At 73.4% G+C, this 19,629-nt stretch carries 17 protein-coding genes; 5 read left to right on the top strand and 12 right to left on the bottom strand.

All coding sequences use genetic code 11. The annotated features are described in order from the left end of the window. Positions 1 to 120: 120 nt before the first annotated feature. The 3 genes from BUE43_RS04805 (at position 121) to BUE43_RS04795 (ending at position 2,598) form a co-directional block, all read left to right on the top strand. On the top strand, positions 121 to 648 hold the full coding sequence (locus BUE43_RS04805) for a 2'-5' RNA ligase family protein (RefSeq protein ID WP_073480296.1): 528 nt from the start codon (positions 121 to 123) through the stop codon (positions 646 to 648). Positions 649 to 806: 158 nt separating this feature from the next. Then, the gene (locus tag BUE43_RS04800; RefSeq protein ID WP_073480010.1) at positions 807 to 2,231 is read left to right on the top strand and encodes a M1 family metallopeptidase; all 1,425 of its coding nucleotides are present in this window, start codon (positions 807 to 809) and stop codon (positions 2,229 to 2,231) included. Positions 2,232 to 2,283: 52 nt separating this feature from the next. Continuing rightward, the gene (locus tag BUE43_RS04795; RefSeq protein ID WP_073480009.1) at positions 2,284 to 2,598 is read left to right on the top strand and encodes an antibiotic biosynthesis monooxygenase family protein; all 315 of its coding nucleotides are present in this window, start codon (positions 2,284 to 2,286) and stop codon (positions 2,596 to 2,598) included. A gap of 138 nt (positions 2,599 to 2,736) precedes the next feature. Here the strand turns inward: BUE43_RS04795 and BUE43_RS04790 are convergent, their stop codons facing one another. The 3 genes from BUE43_RS04790 to BUE43_RS04780 form a co-directional block, all read right to left on the bottom strand. Then, positions 2,737 to 3,774, bottom strand: a complete 1,038-nt coding sequence (locus BUE43_RS04790; RefSeq protein ID WP_234995533.1) for an endonuclease/exonuclease/phosphatase family protein — start codon at positions 3,772 to 3,774, stop codon at positions 2,737 to 2,739. 176 nt (positions 3,775 to 3,950) lie between these two features. Next, positions 3,951 to 4,634 carry a hypothetical protein gene (locus BUE43_RS04785; protein WP_073480008.1) on the bottom strand — a complete coding sequence of 228 codons (684 nt, stop codon included), beginning with the start codon at positions 4,632 to 4,634 and terminating at the stop codon, positions 3,951 to 3,953. A 150-nt stretch (positions 4,635 to 4,784) separates the two neighbouring features. Further along, positions 4,785 to 7,319 (bottom strand): ATP-dependent Clp protease ATP-binding subunit, encoded by a 2,535-nt coding sequence (locus tag BUE43_RS04780; RefSeq protein ID WP_073480007.1) that lies wholly within the window; start codon positions 7,317 to 7,319, stop codon positions 4,785 to 4,787. A gap of 575 nt (positions 7,320 to 7,894) precedes the next feature. Between BUE43_RS04780 and BUE43_RS04775 the strand changes: the two genes are divergently transcribed. Then, complete coding sequence (locus BUE43_RS04775) at positions 7,895 to 8,788, top strand: (2Fe-2S)-binding protein (protein ID WP_083959301.1); 894 nt, start codon at positions 7,895 to 7,897, stop codon at positions 8,786 to 8,788. Between the two features lie 257 nt (positions 8,789 to 9,045). Here the strand turns inward: BUE43_RS04775 and BUE43_RS04770 are convergent, their stop codons facing one another. From BUE43_RS04770 to lysS, 5 genes are all read right to left on the bottom strand, one after another. Then, a complete protein-coding gene (locus BUE43_RS04770; protein ID WP_083959300.1) occupies positions 9,046 to 9,906 on the bottom strand; it encodes an ABC transporter ATP-binding protein in 861 nt (286 codons plus the stop codon). Next, positions 9,903 to 11,024: a FecCD family ABC transporter permease gene (locus BUE43_RS04765; protein WP_234995532.1), complete on the bottom strand. Its 1,122-nt coding sequence runs from the start codon at positions 11,022 to 11,024 to the stop codon at positions 9,903 to 9,905. The genes BUE43_RS04770 and BUE43_RS04765 overlap by 4 nt, the downstream gene beginning before the upstream one ends. Beyond that, complete coding sequence (locus BUE43_RS04760) at positions 11,021 to 12,109, bottom strand: FecCD family ABC transporter permease (protein WP_083959299.1); 1,089 nt, start codon at positions 12,107 to 12,109, stop codon at positions 11,021 to 11,023. The genes BUE43_RS04765 and BUE43_RS04760 overlap by 4 nt, the downstream gene beginning before the upstream one ends. Before the next feature lie 809 nt (positions 12,110 to 12,918). Next, positions 12,919 to 13,272, bottom strand: coding sequence for a histone-like nucleoid-structuring protein Lsr2 (locus BUE43_RS04755; protein WP_073480006.1), 354 nt, complete (start codon positions 13,270 to 13,272; stop codon positions 12,919 to 12,921). 132 nt (positions 13,273 to 13,404) lie between these two features. Continuing rightward, positions 13,405 to 14,859: a lysine--tRNA ligase gene (gene lysS / locus BUE43_RS04750; protein ID WP_073480290.1), complete on the bottom strand. Its 1,455-nt coding sequence runs from the start codon at positions 14,857 to 14,859 to the stop codon at positions 13,405 to 13,407. A gap of 102 nt (positions 14,860 to 14,961) precedes the next feature. Here lysS and BUE43_RS04745 point away from each other — a divergent pair, with 102 nt between their 5' ends. Continuing rightward, positions 14,962 to 15,744, top strand: a complete 783-nt coding sequence (locus tag BUE43_RS04745; protein ID WP_073480005.1) for a class I SAM-dependent methyltransferase — start codon at positions 14,962 to 14,964, stop codon at positions 15,742 to 15,744. 344 nt (positions 15,745 to 16,088) lie between these two features. Here BUE43_RS04745 and BUE43_RS04740 read toward each other — a convergent pair whose 3' ends face one another. From BUE43_RS04740 to BUE43_RS04725, 4 genes are all read right to left on the bottom strand, one after another. After that, positions 16,089 to 16,874: a type III pantothenate kinase gene (locus BUE43_RS04740; RefSeq protein ID WP_073480004.1), complete on the bottom strand. Its 786-nt coding sequence runs from the start codon at positions 16,872 to 16,874 to the stop codon at positions 16,089 to 16,091. A gap of 95 nt (positions 16,875 to 16,969) precedes the next feature. Continuing rightward, a complete protein-coding gene (panD, locus tag BUE43_RS04735; protein ID WP_073480003.1) occupies positions 16,970 to 17,455 on the bottom strand; it encodes an aspartate 1-decarboxylase in 486 nt (161 codons plus the stop codon). Positions 17,456 to 17,469: 14 nt separating this feature from the next. After that, positions 17,470 to 18,456 carry a pantoate--beta-alanine ligase gene (gene panC / locus BUE43_RS04730; protein WP_083959297.1) on the bottom strand — a complete coding sequence of 329 codons (987 nt, stop codon included), beginning with the start codon at positions 18,454 to 18,456 and terminating at the stop codon, positions 17,470 to 17,472. A gap of 9 nt (positions 18,457 to 18,465) precedes the next feature. Continuing rightward, positions 18,466 to 19,365 carry a Rossmann-like and DUF2520 domain-containing protein gene (locus BUE43_RS04725; protein ID WP_073480002.1) on the bottom strand — a complete coding sequence of 300 codons (900 nt, stop codon included), beginning with the start codon at positions 19,363 to 19,365 and terminating at the stop codon, positions 18,466 to 18,468. Positions 19,366 to 19,629: the final 264 nt, after the last annotated feature.

Raw genomic sequence — 19,629 nt, 5'->3', positions numbered from 1 at the left:
CCCGGCCACGAGTCCGCTCAGCCCTCCGACCGCTCAGCCCCCGACCGGACGCTCGACCCCGACCGGACGCGACCCCCGGCGTCGATCACCCGGGGACCCCTGTCCGGCAGGATGCGCGGCGTGGCCGACGCGCTCCAGCTCTTCTTCGACGACCGGGCCGATGCCGAGGTGCGCGCCCGGTGGGAGCTGCTGGACGACGCCGGGGTGCCCAGCCTGGCCACCCGCACCCACCGCCGGCACCGGCCGCACCTCTCCCTCGCCCTCGGCCTGGCGATCCCGGCCAGGGCCAGGGCGGACCTGCGGCGGGACCTGACCCTGCTGTCCCTGCCGGACCTGTGGCTGTACACGCTGGGCACCTTCCCCGACGGCCAGCACACCCTGTTCCTCGGCGCGGTCGCCGACACCGAGTTGCTGGCCGTCCACTCCGCGGTCCACGACGTGCTGGCCGGCCGGGTCCGCGGACCCGCGGGGCAGTACCTGCCCGGGGCCTGGGTGCCGCACTGCACCCTCGCCCAGGACCTCGCGGTGGCGCAGGTGGCCGCCGGGTTCGCGGCGCTGCTGCCCGTGCGCCCGGTCCGCGCGGCGATCACCGGGGTCGGGGTCACCGACACCCGCACGGGTGATGTTGATCTCCTTCTGACCAGGTAGGCGCGGTCCGCACGTCCCGCGTCGTGGGACGCGCGCGGAACGCGTTCCCCGCCGTTCGTCGGGATCTTTCCGGCAGAACGGACCTATGCGGAGCAGCCCGTTGCCGCCGAACGGAGCCCCCGAGTACCAACGCGTCACCGCAAGACGAGGGGAGCTCGATGGCTACCAGAACCACCGGGTGGCGGCCTGCCGTGTTGGCCGCCACCGCGCTCGCGACCGCCGTTCTCAGCGCCGGGACCGCCGTGGCGAACCCACCGGTGTTCGGCAGTGACGGCGCGGGCGACAGCTACTACCCGACCGACGGCAACGGCGGCTACGACGTCGCCGACTACAACGTCGCCATCAGCTACGACCCGGTGAGCCACCGGCTTGAGGGCGACACGACGATCACCGCGAAGGCGACCCAGCACCTGCGCGGGTTCAACCTGGACCTGTACCGGCTCGACGTGCGGTCGGTCGAGGTCAACGGCAGGCCGGCGGAGTTCAGCCGGTCCGGTGACCACGAGCTGGTGGTCCGGCCGCGCGGCGTGCTGCCCACCGGCAAGCGCTTCACCGTCCGGGTCCGCTACGACGGCGTCCCCGAGGTGATCAAGGACGGCGCCCTGGGCGACGGCGGCTGGCAGATCTCCGCCTCCGGCGGCGCCTTCGCCGCCGGGCAGCCGCACGGGGCGACCAGCTGGTACCCGGCCAACGACACGCCGCGCGACAAGGCCACCTTCCACCTGTCCGCGCGGGTGCCCGACGGCTGGAGCGTGGTCTCCAACGGCGTCGAGCGGGGCACGCAGAGCTCCGGCGGCTGGACCACCTACCGGTGGGCCGAGGAGACGCCGACCGTCCCGTACCTGACCACGGTGGCCATCGACAAGTGGACGATCGTGCGCTCGCGGCTGGCCGACGGCACCCCGGTCGTCGACGCCTACGCGCCGGGCGCCGAGGGCAAGAAGGCCGCCGAGTCGCGCCTGCCCGAGGTCCTCGACTTCCTGTCGTCGAAGTTCGGCCCGTACCCGTTCCGCGCCGCGGGCGGGATCTTCCTGGCCGACCCCATCGGCTTCTCGCTGGAGACCCAGTCCCGTCCGGTCTACGCGCAGTGGACCGACCTGGCCACGGTGGTGCACGAGAACGCCCACCAGTGGTTCGGCGACTCGGTCTCGCTGGACCGGTGGCGTGACATCTGCCTGAACGAGTGCTTCGCCAGCTACGCGACGTGGCTGTGGTCGGAGGCCAAGGAGGGCGTCAACCTCGACCAGCTCTACCGGGACACCGTCGCGAAGTACCGCGACAAGCCCGAGTGGTGGGGCCGCGCCCTGTACGACATGGGCCGCGGCAACGAGTTCACCGCTGTCTACAGCAAGGGCAAGCTCGCGCTGCACGCCCTGCGCCGGCAGATCGGCGACTGGGCGTTCGACGCGGTGCTGAAGGGCTGGACCAACCAGCACCGCTACGGCAACGCGACCTGGCCGGAGTTCGAGCGGTACGTCGAGCGGATCTCCGGGCAGCGGCTGGACGGCTTCTTCCAGGCCTGGTTCCGGGGCACGTCCATCCCCACCGACCAGTACCTGTGGCCGAGGACGCTGCGTCCCTGACGCGGCGGACGGCACACCCCGCGGCCATGCCCCCGGCGAATACGCTGGGGGCATGGCCGTTGTGAAGATCAACGCGATCGACGTTCCCGAGGGCGCCGGCCCCGAGCTGGAGAAGCGCTTCGCCGCGCGCGCGGGCGCGGTGGAGAACGCCCCCGGCTTCCTGGGCTTCGAGCTGCTGCGCCCGGTCGCCGGGGAGAACCGCTACTTCGTCTACACCCGGTGGGAGAACGAGGAGGCGTACCAGGCGTGGCGGGACGGCTCGGGCCGGCAGGCCCACGCCGGTGAGCGCGCCAAGCCCGTCGCCACCGGCGCGAACCTGCTGGAGTTCGAGGTCGTGCAGTCCGTGTCCCCCGCCGTCGAGGGGTAACCCCGCCCGACCGGCGGTCCGATGACCATGTCCGAGCCGACCGCGGCTCGGACATGGCGTCTTCCGGGCCCGGCGCCGCCTACCGCGCCCGTTCCCGCCGTTCCCGTCCGCTCCGGCCCGGTTCCCAGGCGCGTCCGCTCACTCCGGCAGCGTGAACGTCGCGAGGACGGCCCGGTGGTCGCTCCCGGGCACGTCGAGCACGAGAACGTCGTCGATCGGGCACCGCCGGTCGACGAGCACGTGGTCCAGGGTCACCGGGGGCGCCAGCGTGTCCCTGGCCGGCCACGTGGGGACGAGCCCCTGGCCCACCTGCTCCGCGGCGTCCCGGTAGCCGCGGTTGACCAGCCTCCGCATGGGCCCGTGGTCGAGGGTGGCGTTGAAGTCCCCGGCGAGCACCCGCAGCGGCCCGCTGGTGGTGGGCTCGGGCAGGCTGGCCAGCTCACGCCGCCAGAGATCCGCGCCCTCGATCCCCATCGTGCCCACCGGGGGCACCGAGTGGACCGCCGTGATCTCGATGTCGTGCGCGCCCGGCAGGTCGACCAGGGCCGTGGGCTCGGCGAACGTGGTGCGCCCAACGTCGCCCCGCTCCTCGACGGGGTAGCGCGCCGCCACCCCGGACCCGCTGGCCCCGGGGGCCGCGACGAACCGGCGGTGCGGCAGTTCGGCGCCCAACCCGGCCGCGTCGAGGTCGGCGACCATCTCGGGCGTCAGCTCCTGCAGGCTGAGCACGTCCACGCGGTGCCTCCGGACGAGGTCGACCAGGGCGACCGCGTCCGCCTTGCCGACGTGCGTGTTGGAGGTCAGCACCCGGAGCTGCTGCCCGCGCCCGAACGGCCGGTCGTCCGGCAGCACCCGACCGATGACGCCGGTGGCCAGCGCGGCGCACACCGCGAAGACCAGCGCCGCCGTGATCCACCGGCGCAGCAGGGCCGCGACGACGAGGAGCAGCATGCCCAACGCCAGCACGTAGGGCGTGAGCGCGATGAGCGCGACCGCCGGGCCGCTCAGGTCCAGGTCGAGCAGGCGGACCACGGCCGCCGCCAGGAAGCCGGCGACCACGATCGCCAACAGCAGTCCCGCGACCCGGCCCCCCGGTCGCCGCCGCGCCCGCACGCCGTCCTCGTCCCGGTGCTCGTCCCGCCGCTCCGCCGCGGCCGCCCCCACCCCGTCGGTCACCCCACCACAATGCCCGAACGACCACGGGCGGGGCCCGGTAGGGCGGTGTCGTCACCGCTGGCGCCCCTGCGCGCCTCACCCCCGAGTGTCACGGACCACAAGCTGTCCCGCACGTGACGACGCCCGTGGCCGGTCAGACCGCGTGCGCCTGGGCTGCGCGCCGGGGCCGGGCTCGGTCAGCGCGGGCCGGCGCCCCACTGCGGCGGCTGGTTCCCCCACTGCCCCTGCTGCGGCGGGTAGTTGCCGGGCGGAGGCGGCGGGAAACCACCGGGCAGCGGAGCGCCCGGCGCCGGAGCGGCCGGCGGGTACCCGGCGGGCGCCGGAGCGCCCATCGGGCCGACGCCGGCTCCGGGCGCGGGGGCCGCCATGGGTGGGACGCCGGCGACCGGCTGGCCCGGAGCGGGCGCGCCAGGGGCCGGAACGCCCGGCTGAGCGCCCCACGGGGCGGGAGCGCCGACGGGCGCGGGCTGTCCCCAGCCCTGGGGCGCCGGCTGCTGCCCGGGCGGCGGGAAGCTGCCCGCCATCCCGGGGTCGGCCGCCGGGGCGGCCTTCCTCCCCATGCGGGCGGCGCTGACGAACTGGTACGCGGCGACGCCGTACCCGACCACGACGAAGCCGAGCATGACGTACCCGCCCGTCTGGTCGCTCTCCTTCTGCTCCTCGTAGCCGCGGGAGGTGGTGCGCCCCTTCCTGGTCGTCTTGCAGACGTCCCCGGGCTGCATCACCCGGCCACCGCAGGTGACCTCGTCGTCCGACAACGTCGAGACGGCGCCGATGAGCAGGAACGTCCCCACGATGGAGCAGAGGACGCCGAAGACGATCTTCCCGCCCCTCGTCGAGGTCTGGATCTTCACCGGCACGCCCTTCCCACCACGTCGACACGAGCGGCGGGAAACTATCAAGCGGAGCGGCCGATCAGGGCCGGAATGCGAGAAGTGGCCCCCGCGAACGCGGGGGCCACTTCTCGTCGTCTCACCGGGGACCGGTGTTCACCACGCCCCGGCCGAGGGTCACTCGGCGTCGGTCGCGCCGCCAGCGGAGAGGTTGACCGGAGGGGCGTCCGGCACCCGCACGGCCGGCTTCGGCTCACCGCGGAAGGTGAACCGGGCCTGGTCGTCGGCGCCCTCGCCGTCCCAGCCCTCGACGTCGCCGATGATGATCTGGCCCGGCTGGATCTCGCCGAACAGGATCTTCTCCGACAGCTGGTCCTCGATCTCCCGCTGGATCGTCCTGCGCAGCGGCCGGGCGCCCAGCACCGGGTCGAAGCCGCGCTTGGCCAGCAGCCGCTTGGCCAGCGGGGTCAGCTCCAGCGCCATGTCCTTGTTCCGGAGCTGGGTCTCCACCCGGGAGATCATCAGATCCACCATCTGAATGATCTGGTCCTCGGTGAGCTGGTGGAACACGATCACGTCGTCGATCCGGTTCAGGAACTCCGGCCGGAAGTGCTTCTTCAGCTCGTCGTTGACCTTGGTCTTCATCCGCTCGTAGTTCGAGCCGGTGTCGCCACCGCCGGAGAAGCCGAAGCCCACCGCCTTGGAGATGTCCTGCGTGCCCAGGTTGGAGGTGAAGATGATGACGGTGTTCTTGAAGTCCACCGTCCGGCCCTGACCGTCGGTCAGCCGGCCGTCCTCCAGCACCTGGAGCAGCGTGTTGTACACCTCCTGGTGCGCCTTCTCGATCTCGTCGAACAGCACCACCGAGAACGGCTTGCGGCGCACCTTCTCCGTGAGCTGCCCGCCCTCCTCGTACCCGACGTAGCCGGGGGGAGCGCCGAACAGCCGCGAGGCGGTGTACCGGTCGTGGAACTCGCCCATGTCGATCTGGATCAGCGCGTCGTCGTCGCCGAACAGGAACTCCGCCAGCGCCTTGGACAGCTCGGTCTTACCGACGCCCGACGGGCCGGCGAAGATGAACGAGCCGGACGGCCGCTTGGGGTCCTTCAGGCCGGCGCGGGTGCGGCGGATCGCCTGGGAGACGGCCTTGACCGCCTGCTCCTGGCCGATGATCCGCTTGTGCAGCTCGTCCTCCATGCGGAGCAGACGGGTGGTCTCCTCCTCGGTGAGCTTGAAGACCGGGATGCCCGTCCAGTTCGCCAGGACCTCGGCGATCTGCTCGTCGTCGACCTCGGCCACGACGTCGAGGTCGCCGGACTTCCACTGCTTCTCGCGCTCGGCCTTCTGGGCCAGCAGCTGCTTCTCCTGGTCCCGCAGCTTCGCGGCGCGCTCGAAGTCCTGCGCGTCGATCGCGGACTCCTTGTCCCTGCGCACCTCGGCGATCTTCTCGTCGAACTCGCGCAGGTCCGGCGGCGCGGTCATCCGGCGGATCCGCATCCGGGCGCCGGCCTCGTCGATCAGGTCGATGGCCTTGTCCGGCAGGAACCGGTCGTTGATGTAGCGGTCGGCCAGCGTGGCCGCGGCCACCAGCGCCCCGTCGGTGATCGAGACCCGGTGGTGCGCCTCGTACCGGTCGCGCAGCCCCTTGAGGATCTCGATGGTGTGCTCCAGCGACGGCTCGCCCACCTGGATCGGCTGGAACCGGCGCTCCAGGGCCGGGTCCTTCTCCACGTGCTTGCGGTACTCGTCCAGCGTGGTGGCGCCGATGGTCTGCAGCTCGCCGCGGGCCAGCATCGGCTTGAGGATGCTGGCGGCGTCGATCGCGCCCTCGGCGGCGCCCGCCCCGACGAGGGTGTGGATCTCGTCGATGAACAGGATGATGTCGCCGCGGGTGCGGATCTCCTTGAGCACCTTCTTCAGGCGCTCCTCGAAGTCACCGCGGTACCGCGAGCCGGCGACCAGCGAGCCCAGGTCCAGGGTGTAGAGCTGCTTGTCCTTCAGCGTCTCCGGGACCTCGCCCTTGACGATCTTCTGCGCCAGGCCCTCGACCACGGCGGTCTTGCCGACGCCGGGCTCGCCGATGAGGACCGGGTTGTTCTTGGTGCGGCGGGACAGCACCTGCATGACCCGCTCGATTTCCTTCTCCCGGCCGATGACCGGGTCCAGCTTGCCCTCGCGGGCGGACGCGGTGAGGTTGCGGCCGAACTGGTCCAGCACCAGCGAGGAGGACGGCGTGCCCTCGCCGCGGCCACCGGTCTCGGCCGGCTCCTTGCCCTGGTAGCCGGACAGCAGCTGCAGCACCTGCTGCCGCACCCGGTTCAGGTCGGCGCCCAGCTTGACCAGCACCTGGGCCGCGACGCCCTCACCCTCGCGGATCAGCCCGAGCAGGATGTGCTCGGTGCCGATGTAGTTGTGGCCGAGCTGCAGCGCCTCGCGCAGCGACAGCTCCAGCACCTTCTTCGCCCGCGGGGTGAACGGGATGTGACCGCTGGGGGCCTGCTGACCCTGGCCGATGATCTCCTCGACCTGCTGGCGCACGCCCTCCAGCGCGATTCCCAGCGACTCCAGCGCCTTGGCGGCGACACCCTCACCCTCGTGGATCAGACCCAGGAGGATGTGCTCGGTGCCAATGTAGTTGTGGTTGAGCATCCTGGCCTCCTCCTGGGCCAGGACGACCACCCGCCTCGCGCGGTCGGTGAACCTCTCGAACATTCGCACTCCCTGACAGCTGCGCCGGCGGTCCTCGCCCCGCCCCGGCCGATGCACCTCGGGTGCGGGTATCCCGCAGGGCTCAGGTGCAATCAATCGGTCGGGGTCGGCACCGTACGACCACTGTAGTCGCCGGGACCGTCGCGCTCAGTTCCCGCTCGCTGCTCACTCCACGCGGGTCTTCTCGGACGTCCTGCCCAACGCACCACCAGCCTGCGTGATTCCGCGTCGGGGGGTGTTGTCCGCTCAGCGCGAACACGTCACTCGATAGGGGAACGGTTGCGCCATACGGGTGACGGCGGTCACCGCGCGCGGAGCGGACGTCGAGTTGTAAGGTTAGGCAAGCCTGACCAAACTCGGCCGGGCTCGACCGGGTTCGAGCGAGCTCGTTCCCGGACAGGTTTCCCGTTCCCGGAGGCGAGGACCGCCGTGCCAGGCACCAGGGCCACCACCCCCGCGGGGTTGGCGCACGCCCACGTCCTTCTTCCCCCCTCCACGCGTTTTCGGCCCGTTCTCCCCGAGGACCGCGGCCCCCTGCGGGTATCCCGTCGTGAAGCCCCACACGGGGAGGTCGACCGATGACCCTCGCCCCCGATCTCCGGTCGCCGGCGCCCACGGACGAACACCCCCTGGTCGGCACGTTCGCCCGGCTCGCGCCGCTGGCGGCGAGCATGGAGCTGCGCCTGGGCCTGCCCGCGTCCGCGGGGGACGGCGCCGGGAGCGACCAGTGGGTGCGCTGCGCGGACCTGCTCGCCAACCCGGCCGGCTTCCTGACCTGGCGGGAGCGGCTCGGCTCCTGGCTCGCCGCCACCTACGACCTGACCGAGGTCCCGGAGCGCACCACCGCGGGCTACGTCCTGTCCTGGTACCTCCACGTCCCCGCCGTGCTCGGCGCGACGCTCTTCCACACCGCGCGGCGCGTCCCCTCGCTGCGGCCCGAGGACCTGGCGTTCCGGGTCGCCGACGGCCGGGCCCACCCCGACGGCGTCGCGCTGCTGGCCGGCGGCTTCGCCTGCCTGCCCGACGACCCCGCCGCCGGCCTTCCCGACAGCACCGTCGTGGCCGACGAGCAGGCGCTCGCGGCGCTGCTGCGGGCGCGGTACGTGGGCCACGCCGCCCGCTTCGTCGCCGCCTTCGGGCCGACCGCGCGCTTCGGCCGGCGCATGTTGTGGGCGGCGGCGACGGACGCGTTGGACGGCGCCGCGTGGCTGGCCGGCAGGGCCCTGCACGACGAGGGCGGCGGAGTCGCCAACGCCGCGCTGCTGCTCCCCGACGCCCGCGACGTCACCAGCGGGGACCCGCTGACCTCGGGCTCGACCCTGTGCGCCGTCACCGACGCCACCGGCCGCACCGCGTGGACGCGGCGGCGGGAGAGCTGCTGCTTCCACTACGTCCTGCCCAACGCCGAGGCGTGCGTGACCTGCCCTCGGGTCAGCGACGAGGAGCGCGCGCGACGCGCGCTCGAGGTCTGAGCTCTTCCGCTCGGCTATCGCCCGCTGCGATCGCCCGCTCGACGATCCTCCGCCCGGCCCTGTCCGTGGCCGGTCTGCGGCCTGTCCGCGGCGTTCTCTTCTGCCGCCCTCTTCTGCCGTCCCCGGCCACCCCGGAGCGCGCCACCGTCTCCCGCCCGTGCCCGGCCCACGGCCGCGCGCCCCGTCGGCGCCGGCCGCCCTGGAGCGGCACGGCGGGCCCGACGGGGCGCGCTCGTCCAGCCGTGTTCCGCGCCCGGTCAGCGGTCGCGGTGCCGGGAGCCGATCGGCACGACCAGCGGCGTGCCGGAGACCGGGTCGGGGATGACCCTGGCCTCCAGCTCGAACACCTCGCGCAGCAGCTCCTCGGTGAGGACCTCGCCGGGCTCGCCCTGGGCGATGATCCGCCCGGCGCGCATGGCGACCAACCGGTCGGCGTACCGCGCGGCGAGGTTCAGGTCGTGCAGCACCATCACCACGGTCCGGCCCGCCTCGGTGTGCAGCCGGTGCACCAGGTCCAGCACGTCGACCTGGTGCGCCAGGTCGAGGTAGGTGGTCGGCTCGTCGAGCAGCAGCAGGTCGGTGCCCTGCGCCAGCGCCATCGAGATCCACGCGCGCTGCCGCTGGCCGCCGGAGAGCTGGTCCAGCGTCCGCTCGGCGAACTCCAGCATGCCGGTGAGCCGCAGCGCCTCGGACACCGCCGACTCGTCGTCCGAGGACCACTGCCGGTACCAGGTCTGGTGCGGGTGACGGCCCCTGGCGACCAGGTCGGCCACGGTCAGCCCCTCGGGCGCCTGCGGGGTCTGCGGCAGCACGCCGATGACCCTGGCCACCTCCTTGGTGGGCATGCGGTCGACGCGCCTGCCGTCCAGGAGCACGTGCCCCCGCTGCGGGTTGAGCAGGCGGCCGAGCGCGCGCAGCAGGGTGGACTTGCCGCACCCGTTCGGGCCGATCACCGCGGTGACGGTGTTGTCGAGCACCTCGATGTCGAGCCCGTCGACGATGACGTTCTCGCCGTAGCCCAGCCGCAGGCCCTCCGCGTGCAGGCGGGCGCCCGGCGGGCCGCCCCGCCGCGCGGTCGTCTCCGGCCCGACGGGCTCGGCTGCGGGTAGCGCGGTCATGCGCGGACCTCCCGGTAACGCCGGACGAGCAGGTACATCAGGTACGGGGCGCCGAGGACGGCGGTGATGATCCCCACCGGCAGTTCGACGCCGCCGAAGGCGGTGCGGGCCACGAGGTCGGAGCCCACGGTCAGCACCGCGCCGACCACCGCCGAGGCGATGAGCGGCGGCTGGGCCGTGCGGGACAGCCGCATGGCGATCTGCGGGGTGGCCAGGGCGACGAAGGCGACCGGCCCGGCGGAGGCGGTGGCCACCGCGGCCAGCGCGACCGCCGCGAGCAGCAGCGCCGCCCTGGTGAGGTTCACCCGGACGCCGAGGCCCCGCGCCGTGTCGTCGCCCATCTGGAGCGCGCCGAGCGCGTGCGCCCCGAGCAGCGTCAGCGGCACCAGGACCGCCAGCGCCCAGCCGACCGGCTGCACGTGCTCCCAGCCGCGCCCGTTGAGGCTGCCGGTCAGCCACACCACCGCGCGCCCGGCGTCGGTGACGTCGCCCAGGGTCAGCAGCCAGTAGGTGACGCTGATGAGCAGCGCGTGCGCGCCCAGGCCGACCAGCACCAGCCGGTACCCCTCGACGCCGCGCTGCCACGCCAGCAGGTAGACCGCGAGCGCGCTGAGCAGGCCGCCCAGCAGGCCGGCGAGCGGCACGCCGATCTCGGCGAGCGGGCCGGTGATCGCGCCGTAGCTGCCGCCGACCACGATCACGCCGACCGCGGCCGCGCCGGCGCCGGCGGTGATGCCGGTGATGTCCGGGGTGGCCAGCGGGTTGCGGGTGATGGTCTGGGTGAGCGCGCCGGACAGGCCCAGCGCCGCGCCGACCAGCGCGCCGGTCAGCGAGCGCGGCAGCCGCAGGTCGAGCACGATGTACCGCTGCGGGCGGTCGCCGCCGCCGGCGAGCACCTCCAGCACGTCGCCGACGCTGAGCGGGAACTCGCCCCGGCCGATGCTCACCGCCATCAGCAGGACCACGGCGGCCAGCCCGACCAGCGGGACGGCCAGCGCCCGCGCCCGCAGCACCCAGGAGGCGGGTCCCACGCGCAGCGGCGGGCGGCCGGGCACCCGCTCCCGGCCCTCGGCCGCGCCGGTCCCCAGTCCGAGCGTTCCCGGTGCTCCGCGCGTCACAGCCGCACCAACTTCCTGCGCCGGACCAGTGCGATGAAGAAGGGCGCGCCCACGACGGCGAGCATGATCCCGACCTGGAGTTCGCCGGGCCGCGCCACGACCCGGCCCGCGACGTCGGCGAGCAGCAGCATCATCGCGCCGAGCAGCCCCGAGTACGGCAGGATCCACCGGTAGTCGGAGCCCACCACGGCGCGCGCGATGTGCGGCACGACCAGCCCCACGAACGAGATCGGCCCGCACACCGCCACCGCCGACCCGGTGAGCAGGGTGATCGCGACGATGCCGAGCGTGCGGGTGAGCCGGACCCGCTGCCCCAGGGAGCGGGCGACGTCCTCGCCCAGCGCGAGCGCGTTCATGCCGGGCGCGTTGGCGAACGCCAGCAGCAGGCCGAGCACCACGAACGGCAGCACCTGGAGGGCCAGGTTGACGTCGCGGCCGGCGATCGCGCCGACCTTCCAGAACCGGTAGACGTCCAGCGCCTGCGCGTCGAGCAGGACCACCGCCGAGGTCAGCGAGTGCAGCAGGGCGCTCATGGCCGCGCCGGCGAGGGCCAGCGTGATCGGCGTGGGGCCGCCCCTGCCGACCGAGCCGAGCAGGAACACGCCCGCGCTGGCCAGCAGCGCGCCGCCGAAGCCGAACCAGACGTAGCCGTAGATGTTGGTGACGCCCAGCGTGTAGATGCCGAGCACGACGGTGAAGGCCGCGCCCTGGGTGACGCCGAGCAGGCCCGGGTCGGCCAGCGGGTTGCGGGTGTGGCCCTGCATGAGGGCGCCGCCGATGCCGAGCGCGATGCCCACGACCAGGCCGAGGAAGGTCCTGGGCAGCCGCTGGGACCGGACCACGATGTCGTTCTCACCGCCGGTCGGGCTGACCAGCGCGTGCCACACGGTGTCGAGGGACATCTCCTTCGCGCCGAAGGCGACGCTCAGCAGGCAGGCGACCACCAGGCCGACCAGCACCGCCAGCAGCCCCAGCACGCGCCGCCGGCGCCGGGCGGCGATGACCTCGCCGCCGGGGCCGCCGTTCCGCGCCACGCTCACCCGGTCAGCAGGGGGCGGGGCCGGTTTGGTCACGCTCTGGCTCACGCCGCGCTCCTCCCCGCGATCAGACCACCTTATTAGGTTAGGCGCACCTAATCTCTGGCGCGCTCAGCCTAACGGAACAGCGTGGTCGCCCGAATGAGAGCCCGATCTCCCCGGTGGGATCGGCGCACAGTGGTCAGCCCGGACCCCCGCTTCACCACACTCGGTCCTCCCGGTGGCCCCATCCGGGGGGTCCGACGGCACCGCGGAGCCGGCCGGTCAGCCACCCACCGGGTGATCACCCGAAAGCGGGTTCCAGCACCGCTCCGGGCAGCGCCCCCGCCGCAGTGGGGTTCGCCACACAGCCGAGTGAGCGCGGAGAACACGGGGGCGGCCGGAGCCTTCCTTCCCACCCGAGAAGGCTGACAGGAATTCCGCGGCCTCGGCACCGCGCCGCACGGACAAGCCGAGCCGGGGCCCTGGCGGGCCCTGACAGGCAGAGACGCTGGCAGGAATGCGCGGCGCCGTCATCCCGGGGTCCGGCCCCGGCTGACAGCGGCGGGCACGGCGGAGCCGAAGGGAGGAACAGCGCTCCGGCCAGGACGACCGACGCCGTTCCCGTCAAGAGCGGCGAGAAGCGTCAGTCATTTCCCTCGACCGGCTGTTCCCGCCATGCGATCATCCGCGTTTGGCCCCGTCCGCGACGCTCGCGGGCGGGGCCAAACGCTTGTGACTGACAGTTTCCGCCGCGTCATACACCGTTAGGTGTGGACCATGTTAAGTCCGGGAATACGGCGGGGCTGACGACAAGACGAGGAGGGGGCTTTCGCTCGTCGAGCGAAAGCCCCCTCCTCGCGGCCGAAGCCGTGAACTCAGTTCTCGTTGTGGTACGCCTCGAGCACGTCGGCCGGGATGCGGCCGCGGTCGGACACCTTCATGCCCCGCTTGCGCGCCCACTCGCGAATCGCCTGGTTCTGCTCCCGGTCGGCGGCGGCCGGGCGGGCCGGCGCCGGCCGGGCCGGACCCCGTCCGGCGCTCCGGCGACGACCACCGGCGGCGCGCCGGGCCGCGCCCACGAAGTCGGCGAGGCTCTTGCGCAGCTTCTCCGCGTTCGCCTCAGAAAGATCGATCTGGTAGGTCACGCCGTCCAGCGCGAACTCAACCGTCTCGTTGGCCTCGGACCCGTCCAGGTCGTCCACGAGCTGAACGGTGACCTTCTGCGCCATACGCGTCATCCTCCCTGCAATGGAATGGCGGCGCGGAAAGCCCCGACCGCCGGTGGCGCCACAAAGACTACGGCAGCCAAACCTGCGGCAGTTCTAGCGCCTCGGGAAGAATAATGCAACACTCCCCACGCGTCATTCCGGGCGGACGAGGGGGAACAGGATCGTCTCGCGGATCCCGAGCCCGGTCAGCGCCATCAGCAGCCGGTCGATACCCATTCCCACGCCACCGCTCGGCGGCATTCCGTACTCAAGTGCGCGCAGGAAGTCCTCGTCCAGCCGCATGGCCTCCTCGTCGCCGGCGGCGGCCAGCCGGGACTGCGCCTCCAGCCGCTCCCGCTCGACGACCGGGTCGACCAGCTCGGAGTAGCCGGTGGCCAGCTCGAAGCCCCGGACGTAGAGGTCCCACTTCTCCGCGACGCCCGGCTCGCTGCGGTGCTGCCGGGTCAGCGGGGAGGTCTCCAGCGGGAAGTCGCGCACGAAGGTCGGGGCGACCAGGTGCCGGCCGACCAGGTGCTCCCACAGCTCCTCGACGAGCTTGCCGTGGCCCAGCTTCGGGTCGACGTCCAGCTCGTGCCGCTCGGCGAACTTGCGCAGCAGCTCGACCGACGTGCCCGGGGTGACCTCCTCGCCCAGCGCCTCGGACAGCGAGCCGTACATCGTCAGGCTCGTCCAGTCGCCGGACAGGTCGTACTCGGTGCCGTCGGCCAGGGTCACGACCTGCGTGCCGAAGACCGCGTCGGCGGCCTCCTGGACGAGCTGCCGGGTGATCACCGCCATCGAGTCGTACGTCTCGTACGCCGCGTAGAACTCCAGCATCGCGAACTCCGGCGAGTGCGAGGAGTCGCTGCCCTCGTTGCGGAAGTTCCGGTTGATCTCGAAGACCTTCTCGATGCCGCCGACCACGCAGCGCTTCAGGTACAGCTCCGGCGCGATCCGCAGGAAGAGGTCGATGTCGAACGCGTTGGAGCGCGTGACGAAGGGCCGGGCGGCGGCGCCGCCGTGCAGCGTCTGCAGCATCGGCGTCTCCACCTCCAGGAAGCCCCTGCGGTGGAACGAGTCGCGCAGCGAGCGCAGCACGCCCGCGCGGGCGCGCACCGTGTCGCGGGCCTGCTCGCGGAGGATGAGGTCGACGTACCGCTGCCGGACCCGGGTCTCCTCGGCGAGGTCCTTGTGCGCGACGGGCAGCGGGCGGACCGCCTTCGCCGCCATCCGCCAGTCGTCGACCAGCACCGACAGCTCGCCGCGGCGGGAGGTGATGACCTCGCCGTGCACGAACACGTGGTCGCCCAGGTCGACGTCGGACTTCCAGTCCGCCAGCCGCTCCTGGCCGACCTTGTCCAGGCTGAGCATCGCCTGGAGCTCGGTACCGTCGCCCTCGCGGAGGGTGGCGAAGCAGAGCTTGCCGGTGTTGCGCACGAACATCACCCGGCCGGTCACGCCGACCAGGTCGCCGGTGGCGGTGTCCGGGGGCAGGTCGGTGTGGGTCTCCCGCACCTCGCGCAGGGTGTGGGTGCGGGGCAGCTCGACGGGGTACGGGTCGACGCCGGCAGCCAGCAGTCGCTCCCGCTTCTGCCGGCGCACCCGCATCTGCTCCGGGACGTCGTCGCCGCTGGTCACGGGCTGCTGCTGGGGCTGCTCAGTCACGGTGCACAAGGGTACGGAACCGCGCCCGTTGGCTACCGTGGGGTGGTGGACCCGCTCGCCGAGCTCCCCGAGCCGGAGCTGCGCGCGCGGCGGGCGAGGTCGTTCGGGGAACGGGCGGCCGAGTACGCCGTCCACCGCCCCGACTACCCCGCCGGCGCGGTGCGCTGGTGCCTGGAGCCGGTGCGCGACCGCCGGCAGCCCCGGCTCCTGGACCTGGCCGCCGGCACCGGGAAGCTGACCTCGGCGCTGGTCGGGCCGGGGCGGGAGGTCGTCGCCGTCGAGCCGGACCCCGCGATGCGGGCCGAGTTCGCGCGGCGGGCGCCGGGCGTGCCGGTGCTGGCCGGGACGGCCGAGGACCTTCCCCTGCCGGACGCGGCGGTGGACGCGGTCCTGGTGGGCCAGGCGTTCCACTGGTTCGACCCGCAGCCGGCGCTGCGGGAGGCGGCGCGGGTGCTCTCCGCCGGCGGCGTGCTGGCGGTGTTGTGGGACGTCCTGGACGACCGGGTGGGCTGGGTGGCCGGGCTGGTGGACGTGGCCGAGACCGGCGTGTGCCGCAGCCGGTTCGCGGGGCGGGGCCTGCCGATCCACGAGTGCTTCACGCCGCCGGACCGGGCGGAGTTCGGCCACGTGTGGCGGCGGACGGCGGAGTCGGTGACCGCGATGATCGGCACCCACTCGCTGGCCCTGGTCCGGACCCCGGCGGACCGGGCGGCGTTGCTGGACCGCGTGCTCGCGTACCTGCGGGCACGACCGGACGGCGGGGAGGGCGAGTTCGCGCTCCCCCTGGTGACGATCGCGGTGCGCGCGGCGCGCCGGCAGCGGCGGTGAAGCCGATCACGCGGCAATGCGCCGGAACAATTCCGGCCTACCCGCCCCTTCGCAGGAAGTCACACAGAAATAGAAAACTTTTCGCGTCTTTCTTTCCCCCGGGGACAGCCCCCACCCGCCCTGGGGGGCGAGCCCTGCTCCAGCCTATCGGCCCAGCACCCGCCGCCCCAGCACACGAGATCAACCTGTGGACGAACTCGGCGCCTGTGGACAACTCCGTCCCCGGGAGAGTGAACGACGGACCCCGGCCCCGCCGGTCTGGTAGGCCACGCACGGGTGGCCCACCAGTCACCCAGCCAGGGTCTCCGTGACTCGGTGTCCCCGTGACTCAGCGTCCCCGTGACTCAGCGGACGTTGCGCTCGAACACCAGGCGCAGCCCGAGCAGGGTCAGGTCCGGCACGTGGTGCTGGATCATCGTCGACTCCGCCACCACGAGCGGCGCCAGACCACCGGTGGCGATCACCGTCGTCGGCCCGTCGTACTGCGTCTCCAGCTCGGCCACGATCCGCCGCACCAGCCCGTCGACCTGCCCGGCGAAGCCGTAGACGATGCCCGACTGCAGGCACTCCACCGTGTTCTTGCCGATCACCGAGCGGGGTCGGACCAGCTCGACCTTGCGGAGCTGGGCCGCCCGCGAGGCGAGCGCGTCGACCGAGATCTCGATGCCGGGGGCGAACACCCCGCCGAGGAACTCGCCCTTCTGCGAGATCACGTCGATGTTGGTCGAGGTGCCGAAGTCCACCACGACGCAGTTGGTGCTGTGCAGGTGGTGCGCGGCCAGCGTGTTGATCACGCGGTCGCCGCCCACCTCCTTGGGGTTGTCCACCAGCAGGGGGACACCGGTGCGCACCCCGGGCTCGACGATCACCCTGGGCACGGTCGCGTAGTACCGGCCGAGCATCACCCGCAGCTCGCGCAGCACGGCGGGCACGGTGGACAGCGCGGCGATGCCGGTGATCTCGTCGGCGTGCGCCCCGAGCAGGCCGCGCACGGTCAACGCCAGCTCGTCCGCGGTCATCCTGGGGTCGGTGCGCATCCGCCAGTCCCTGATCAGGATGGCGTCCGCGCCCCGCCCGGAGTACAGGCCGAGGACGATGTTGGTGTTGCCGACGTCGATGGCGAGCAGCACCCCGAAACCCCTTACTCGTCAACGGTTCACACCGACCGGTCGGCCGGCGGAGGACAGCGCGGGGCCACCGCCCGCTGGCGGGCGGCGGCCCGCGGTCAGCTCTCCGGCTGCAGCAGGGCGTCCAGCCGGGCGGCGTCGACCGTCTCGGCCGGCGGCGCCTCCGGCTCGGCGGCCACGACGGCGCCGCTGGTCAGCCCCGAGCCCTCCGGGGCGTGCCCCGGGTCGCTGCCCCGCTCGACCACGCGGTTGTCGGCGTCGACGAAGACGACCTTCGGCCGGTAGGCGCGGGCCTCCAGCTCGTCCATGACGCCGTAGCTGATGACGATCACCAGGTCGCCGGGGTGCACCAGGTGCGCGGCGGCGCCGTTGATGCCCAGCACGCCGCTGCCCCGCTCGCCGGGGATGACGTAGGTCTCCAGGCGGGCGCCGTTGGTCACGTCGACGATGGCGACCTGCTCGCCCGGCAGCAGGTCGGCGGCGTCCATCAGGTCCTCGTCCACGGTGAGCGAGCCGACGTAGTGCAGGTCGGCCTGGGTCACCGTGGCCCGGTGGATCTTGGACTTCAACATGGTGCGGAACATCGCAGCCCCCTGTCTCAGCAGCCGGCGCCCGGCGCCTGGCGCGACGCCGCGGGGTCCCCCGCCAGTCCCGTCGGCGACGTGGTTTCGGTCGGGTCGGTCGCACCCGGCGTCCCGGCGACGTCGGCGCCGAGCAGCACCGAGCAGTTGTCGATCAGCCGGGTGGCGCCCACCCTGGCGGCGACGAGCAGCCGCGCCTCTCCCGACGCCGGCGCGGGGCCGAGGTCGAGGTCGCGCAGCTCCAGGTAGTCGACCGCCACGGCCGGGTCGGCCGCGAGCACCGCGCGCGCGGCCGCGAGCACGGCCTCGCCGCCACCGGCGCCGGCGTGGGCGCCGGCCGACAGCGCGGCGGACAGCGCCAGCGCGCTGGCCCGCTCCCGGTCCGAGAGGTAGGCGTTGCGGGAGGACAGCGCGAGGCCGTCCGCGTCCCGCACGGTCGGGATGCCGACGACCCGCACGTCCATGTCCAGGTCGCGGACCATCTGGCGGACCACCACGAGCTGCTGGTAGTCCTTCTCGCCGAAGAACGCCATGTCCGGTCGGACGACGTTGAACAGCTTGGCCACCACGGTGAGCACCCCGGTGAAGAACCCGGGCCGGGACGCGCCCTCCAGCTCCTCACCCACCGGGCCGGGCCGCACGGTGGTCCGCATGCCCTCCGGGTACATGGCGGCGGCGGACGGCGCGAACACCAGCTCGGCGCCCTCGGCCCGGCAGGCCTCGACGTCGGCGTCCAGCGTGCGCGGGTACCGGTCGAAGTCCTCGCTCGGGCCGAACTGCAGCGGGTTGACGAAGACCGAGACCACGACGACGGCGTTCGGGATGCGCCGCGCCCGCCGGACCAGCTCGCGGTGCCCCTCGTGCAGCGCGCCCATGGTCGGCACCAGCACGATCCGCCGGCCGACCGTGCGCAGCGCCCGGGTGACCCGACCCAGCTCGGCCGGGTCGTGGTGCACCGTCAGCTCACCCGGGGTGTAACCGGTGCCGGGCCTGTTCGGCGTCATCTCGCTGTCCTATCCCTGTTCGCCGTGTTCGTCTCGCAACGCCGCCCTGACCTCGGGGGCGGCGTCGGCGCGGAGCACCCCGGCGGCCTCGGCGCGCTCCGCGGTGCGCCGGGCCAGCGCCCGGTAGGCGGGCACGGAGTCGGGCGCGGCGGAGCCCAGGACGGCCAGGTGCCTGCGCAGGGTGCCGACGTCGCCACGGGCGACGGGCCCGGTCAACGCGCGGTCCGCGTGCCGCAACACGTTGTCGAGCGCCGCGGACAGCAGCGGGCCGAGCAGCCGTTCGGCATTGTCCACCCCGGCGCGGCGGAGCAGGTCGGCGGCGTCGGCCACCAGCGTGATCAGGTGGTTGGCGCCGTGCGCCAGGGCCGCGTGGTAGAGCGGGCGGGCCGCCTCCGGCACGCGCACCGGCTCCGCGCCCATCTCCACGACCAGCGCCTCGCCGACGTTCCACGCGACGTCGTCGTCCGGCGACGCGGTGACCCCGAAGCAGCAGGCGGCCAGCCGGTCGAGGTCCTCGGAGCGCCCGGTGAAGGTCATCACGGGGTGCAGGGCCAACGCGAGCGCGCCCTGCTCGGCGGCGGGCGCGAGCACGTCGACGCCGTGGGAGCCGGAGGTGTGCACGACGATCTGGCCGGCCCTGAAGGCGCCGGCGGCGGCCAGGCCGCGCACCGTGCCGGGCAGCACGTCGTCGGGGATGGCGAGCAGCACCAGGTCGGAACGCGCGACGACCTCGTCCGGCGGCAGCAGCGGCACGTCCGGCAGCAGGTCCTCGGCGCGGCGCACGGAGTCCCGGGAGACCCCGGAGGCGGCGACCACGACGTGCCCGACGCGGGCGAGAGCGGCGCCCAGCACCGCGCCGACGCGGCCCGCCGAGACGACGCCCACCGCGAGGCGGGCCGGCCTGGTCATGCGTTCGCTCCTCCGTGCAGTTCCAGTCCCGCGCCTGCCGCGGGTACCGGACGGCGGCGCGAGAGTAACCGGCGCGGGTGGGCGCACACGTCTTCTGGTGATGAGCTTCACCCGGTGGGGCGGCCCGGTGCGACCACTCGGCGCCCCACCGTCCGACCGGGTGCGAACGGGCCGCCGACCAGGGCACACGGTCGGGCGGTCGATCGCCGCCGAGCGGTGCGGAGCGGAGCGGTGCGGAGCGGAGCGGTGCGGAGCGGTGCGGTG

Origin of the sequence: Streptoalloteichus hindustanus, assembly GCF_900129375.1 — a bacterium.
Lineage (GTDB): Bacteria > Actinomycetota > Actinomycetes > Mycobacteriales > Pseudonocardiaceae > Streptoalloteichus > Streptoalloteichus hindustanus.
This window is presented reverse-complemented; position numbering and strand designations above follow the sequence as displayed.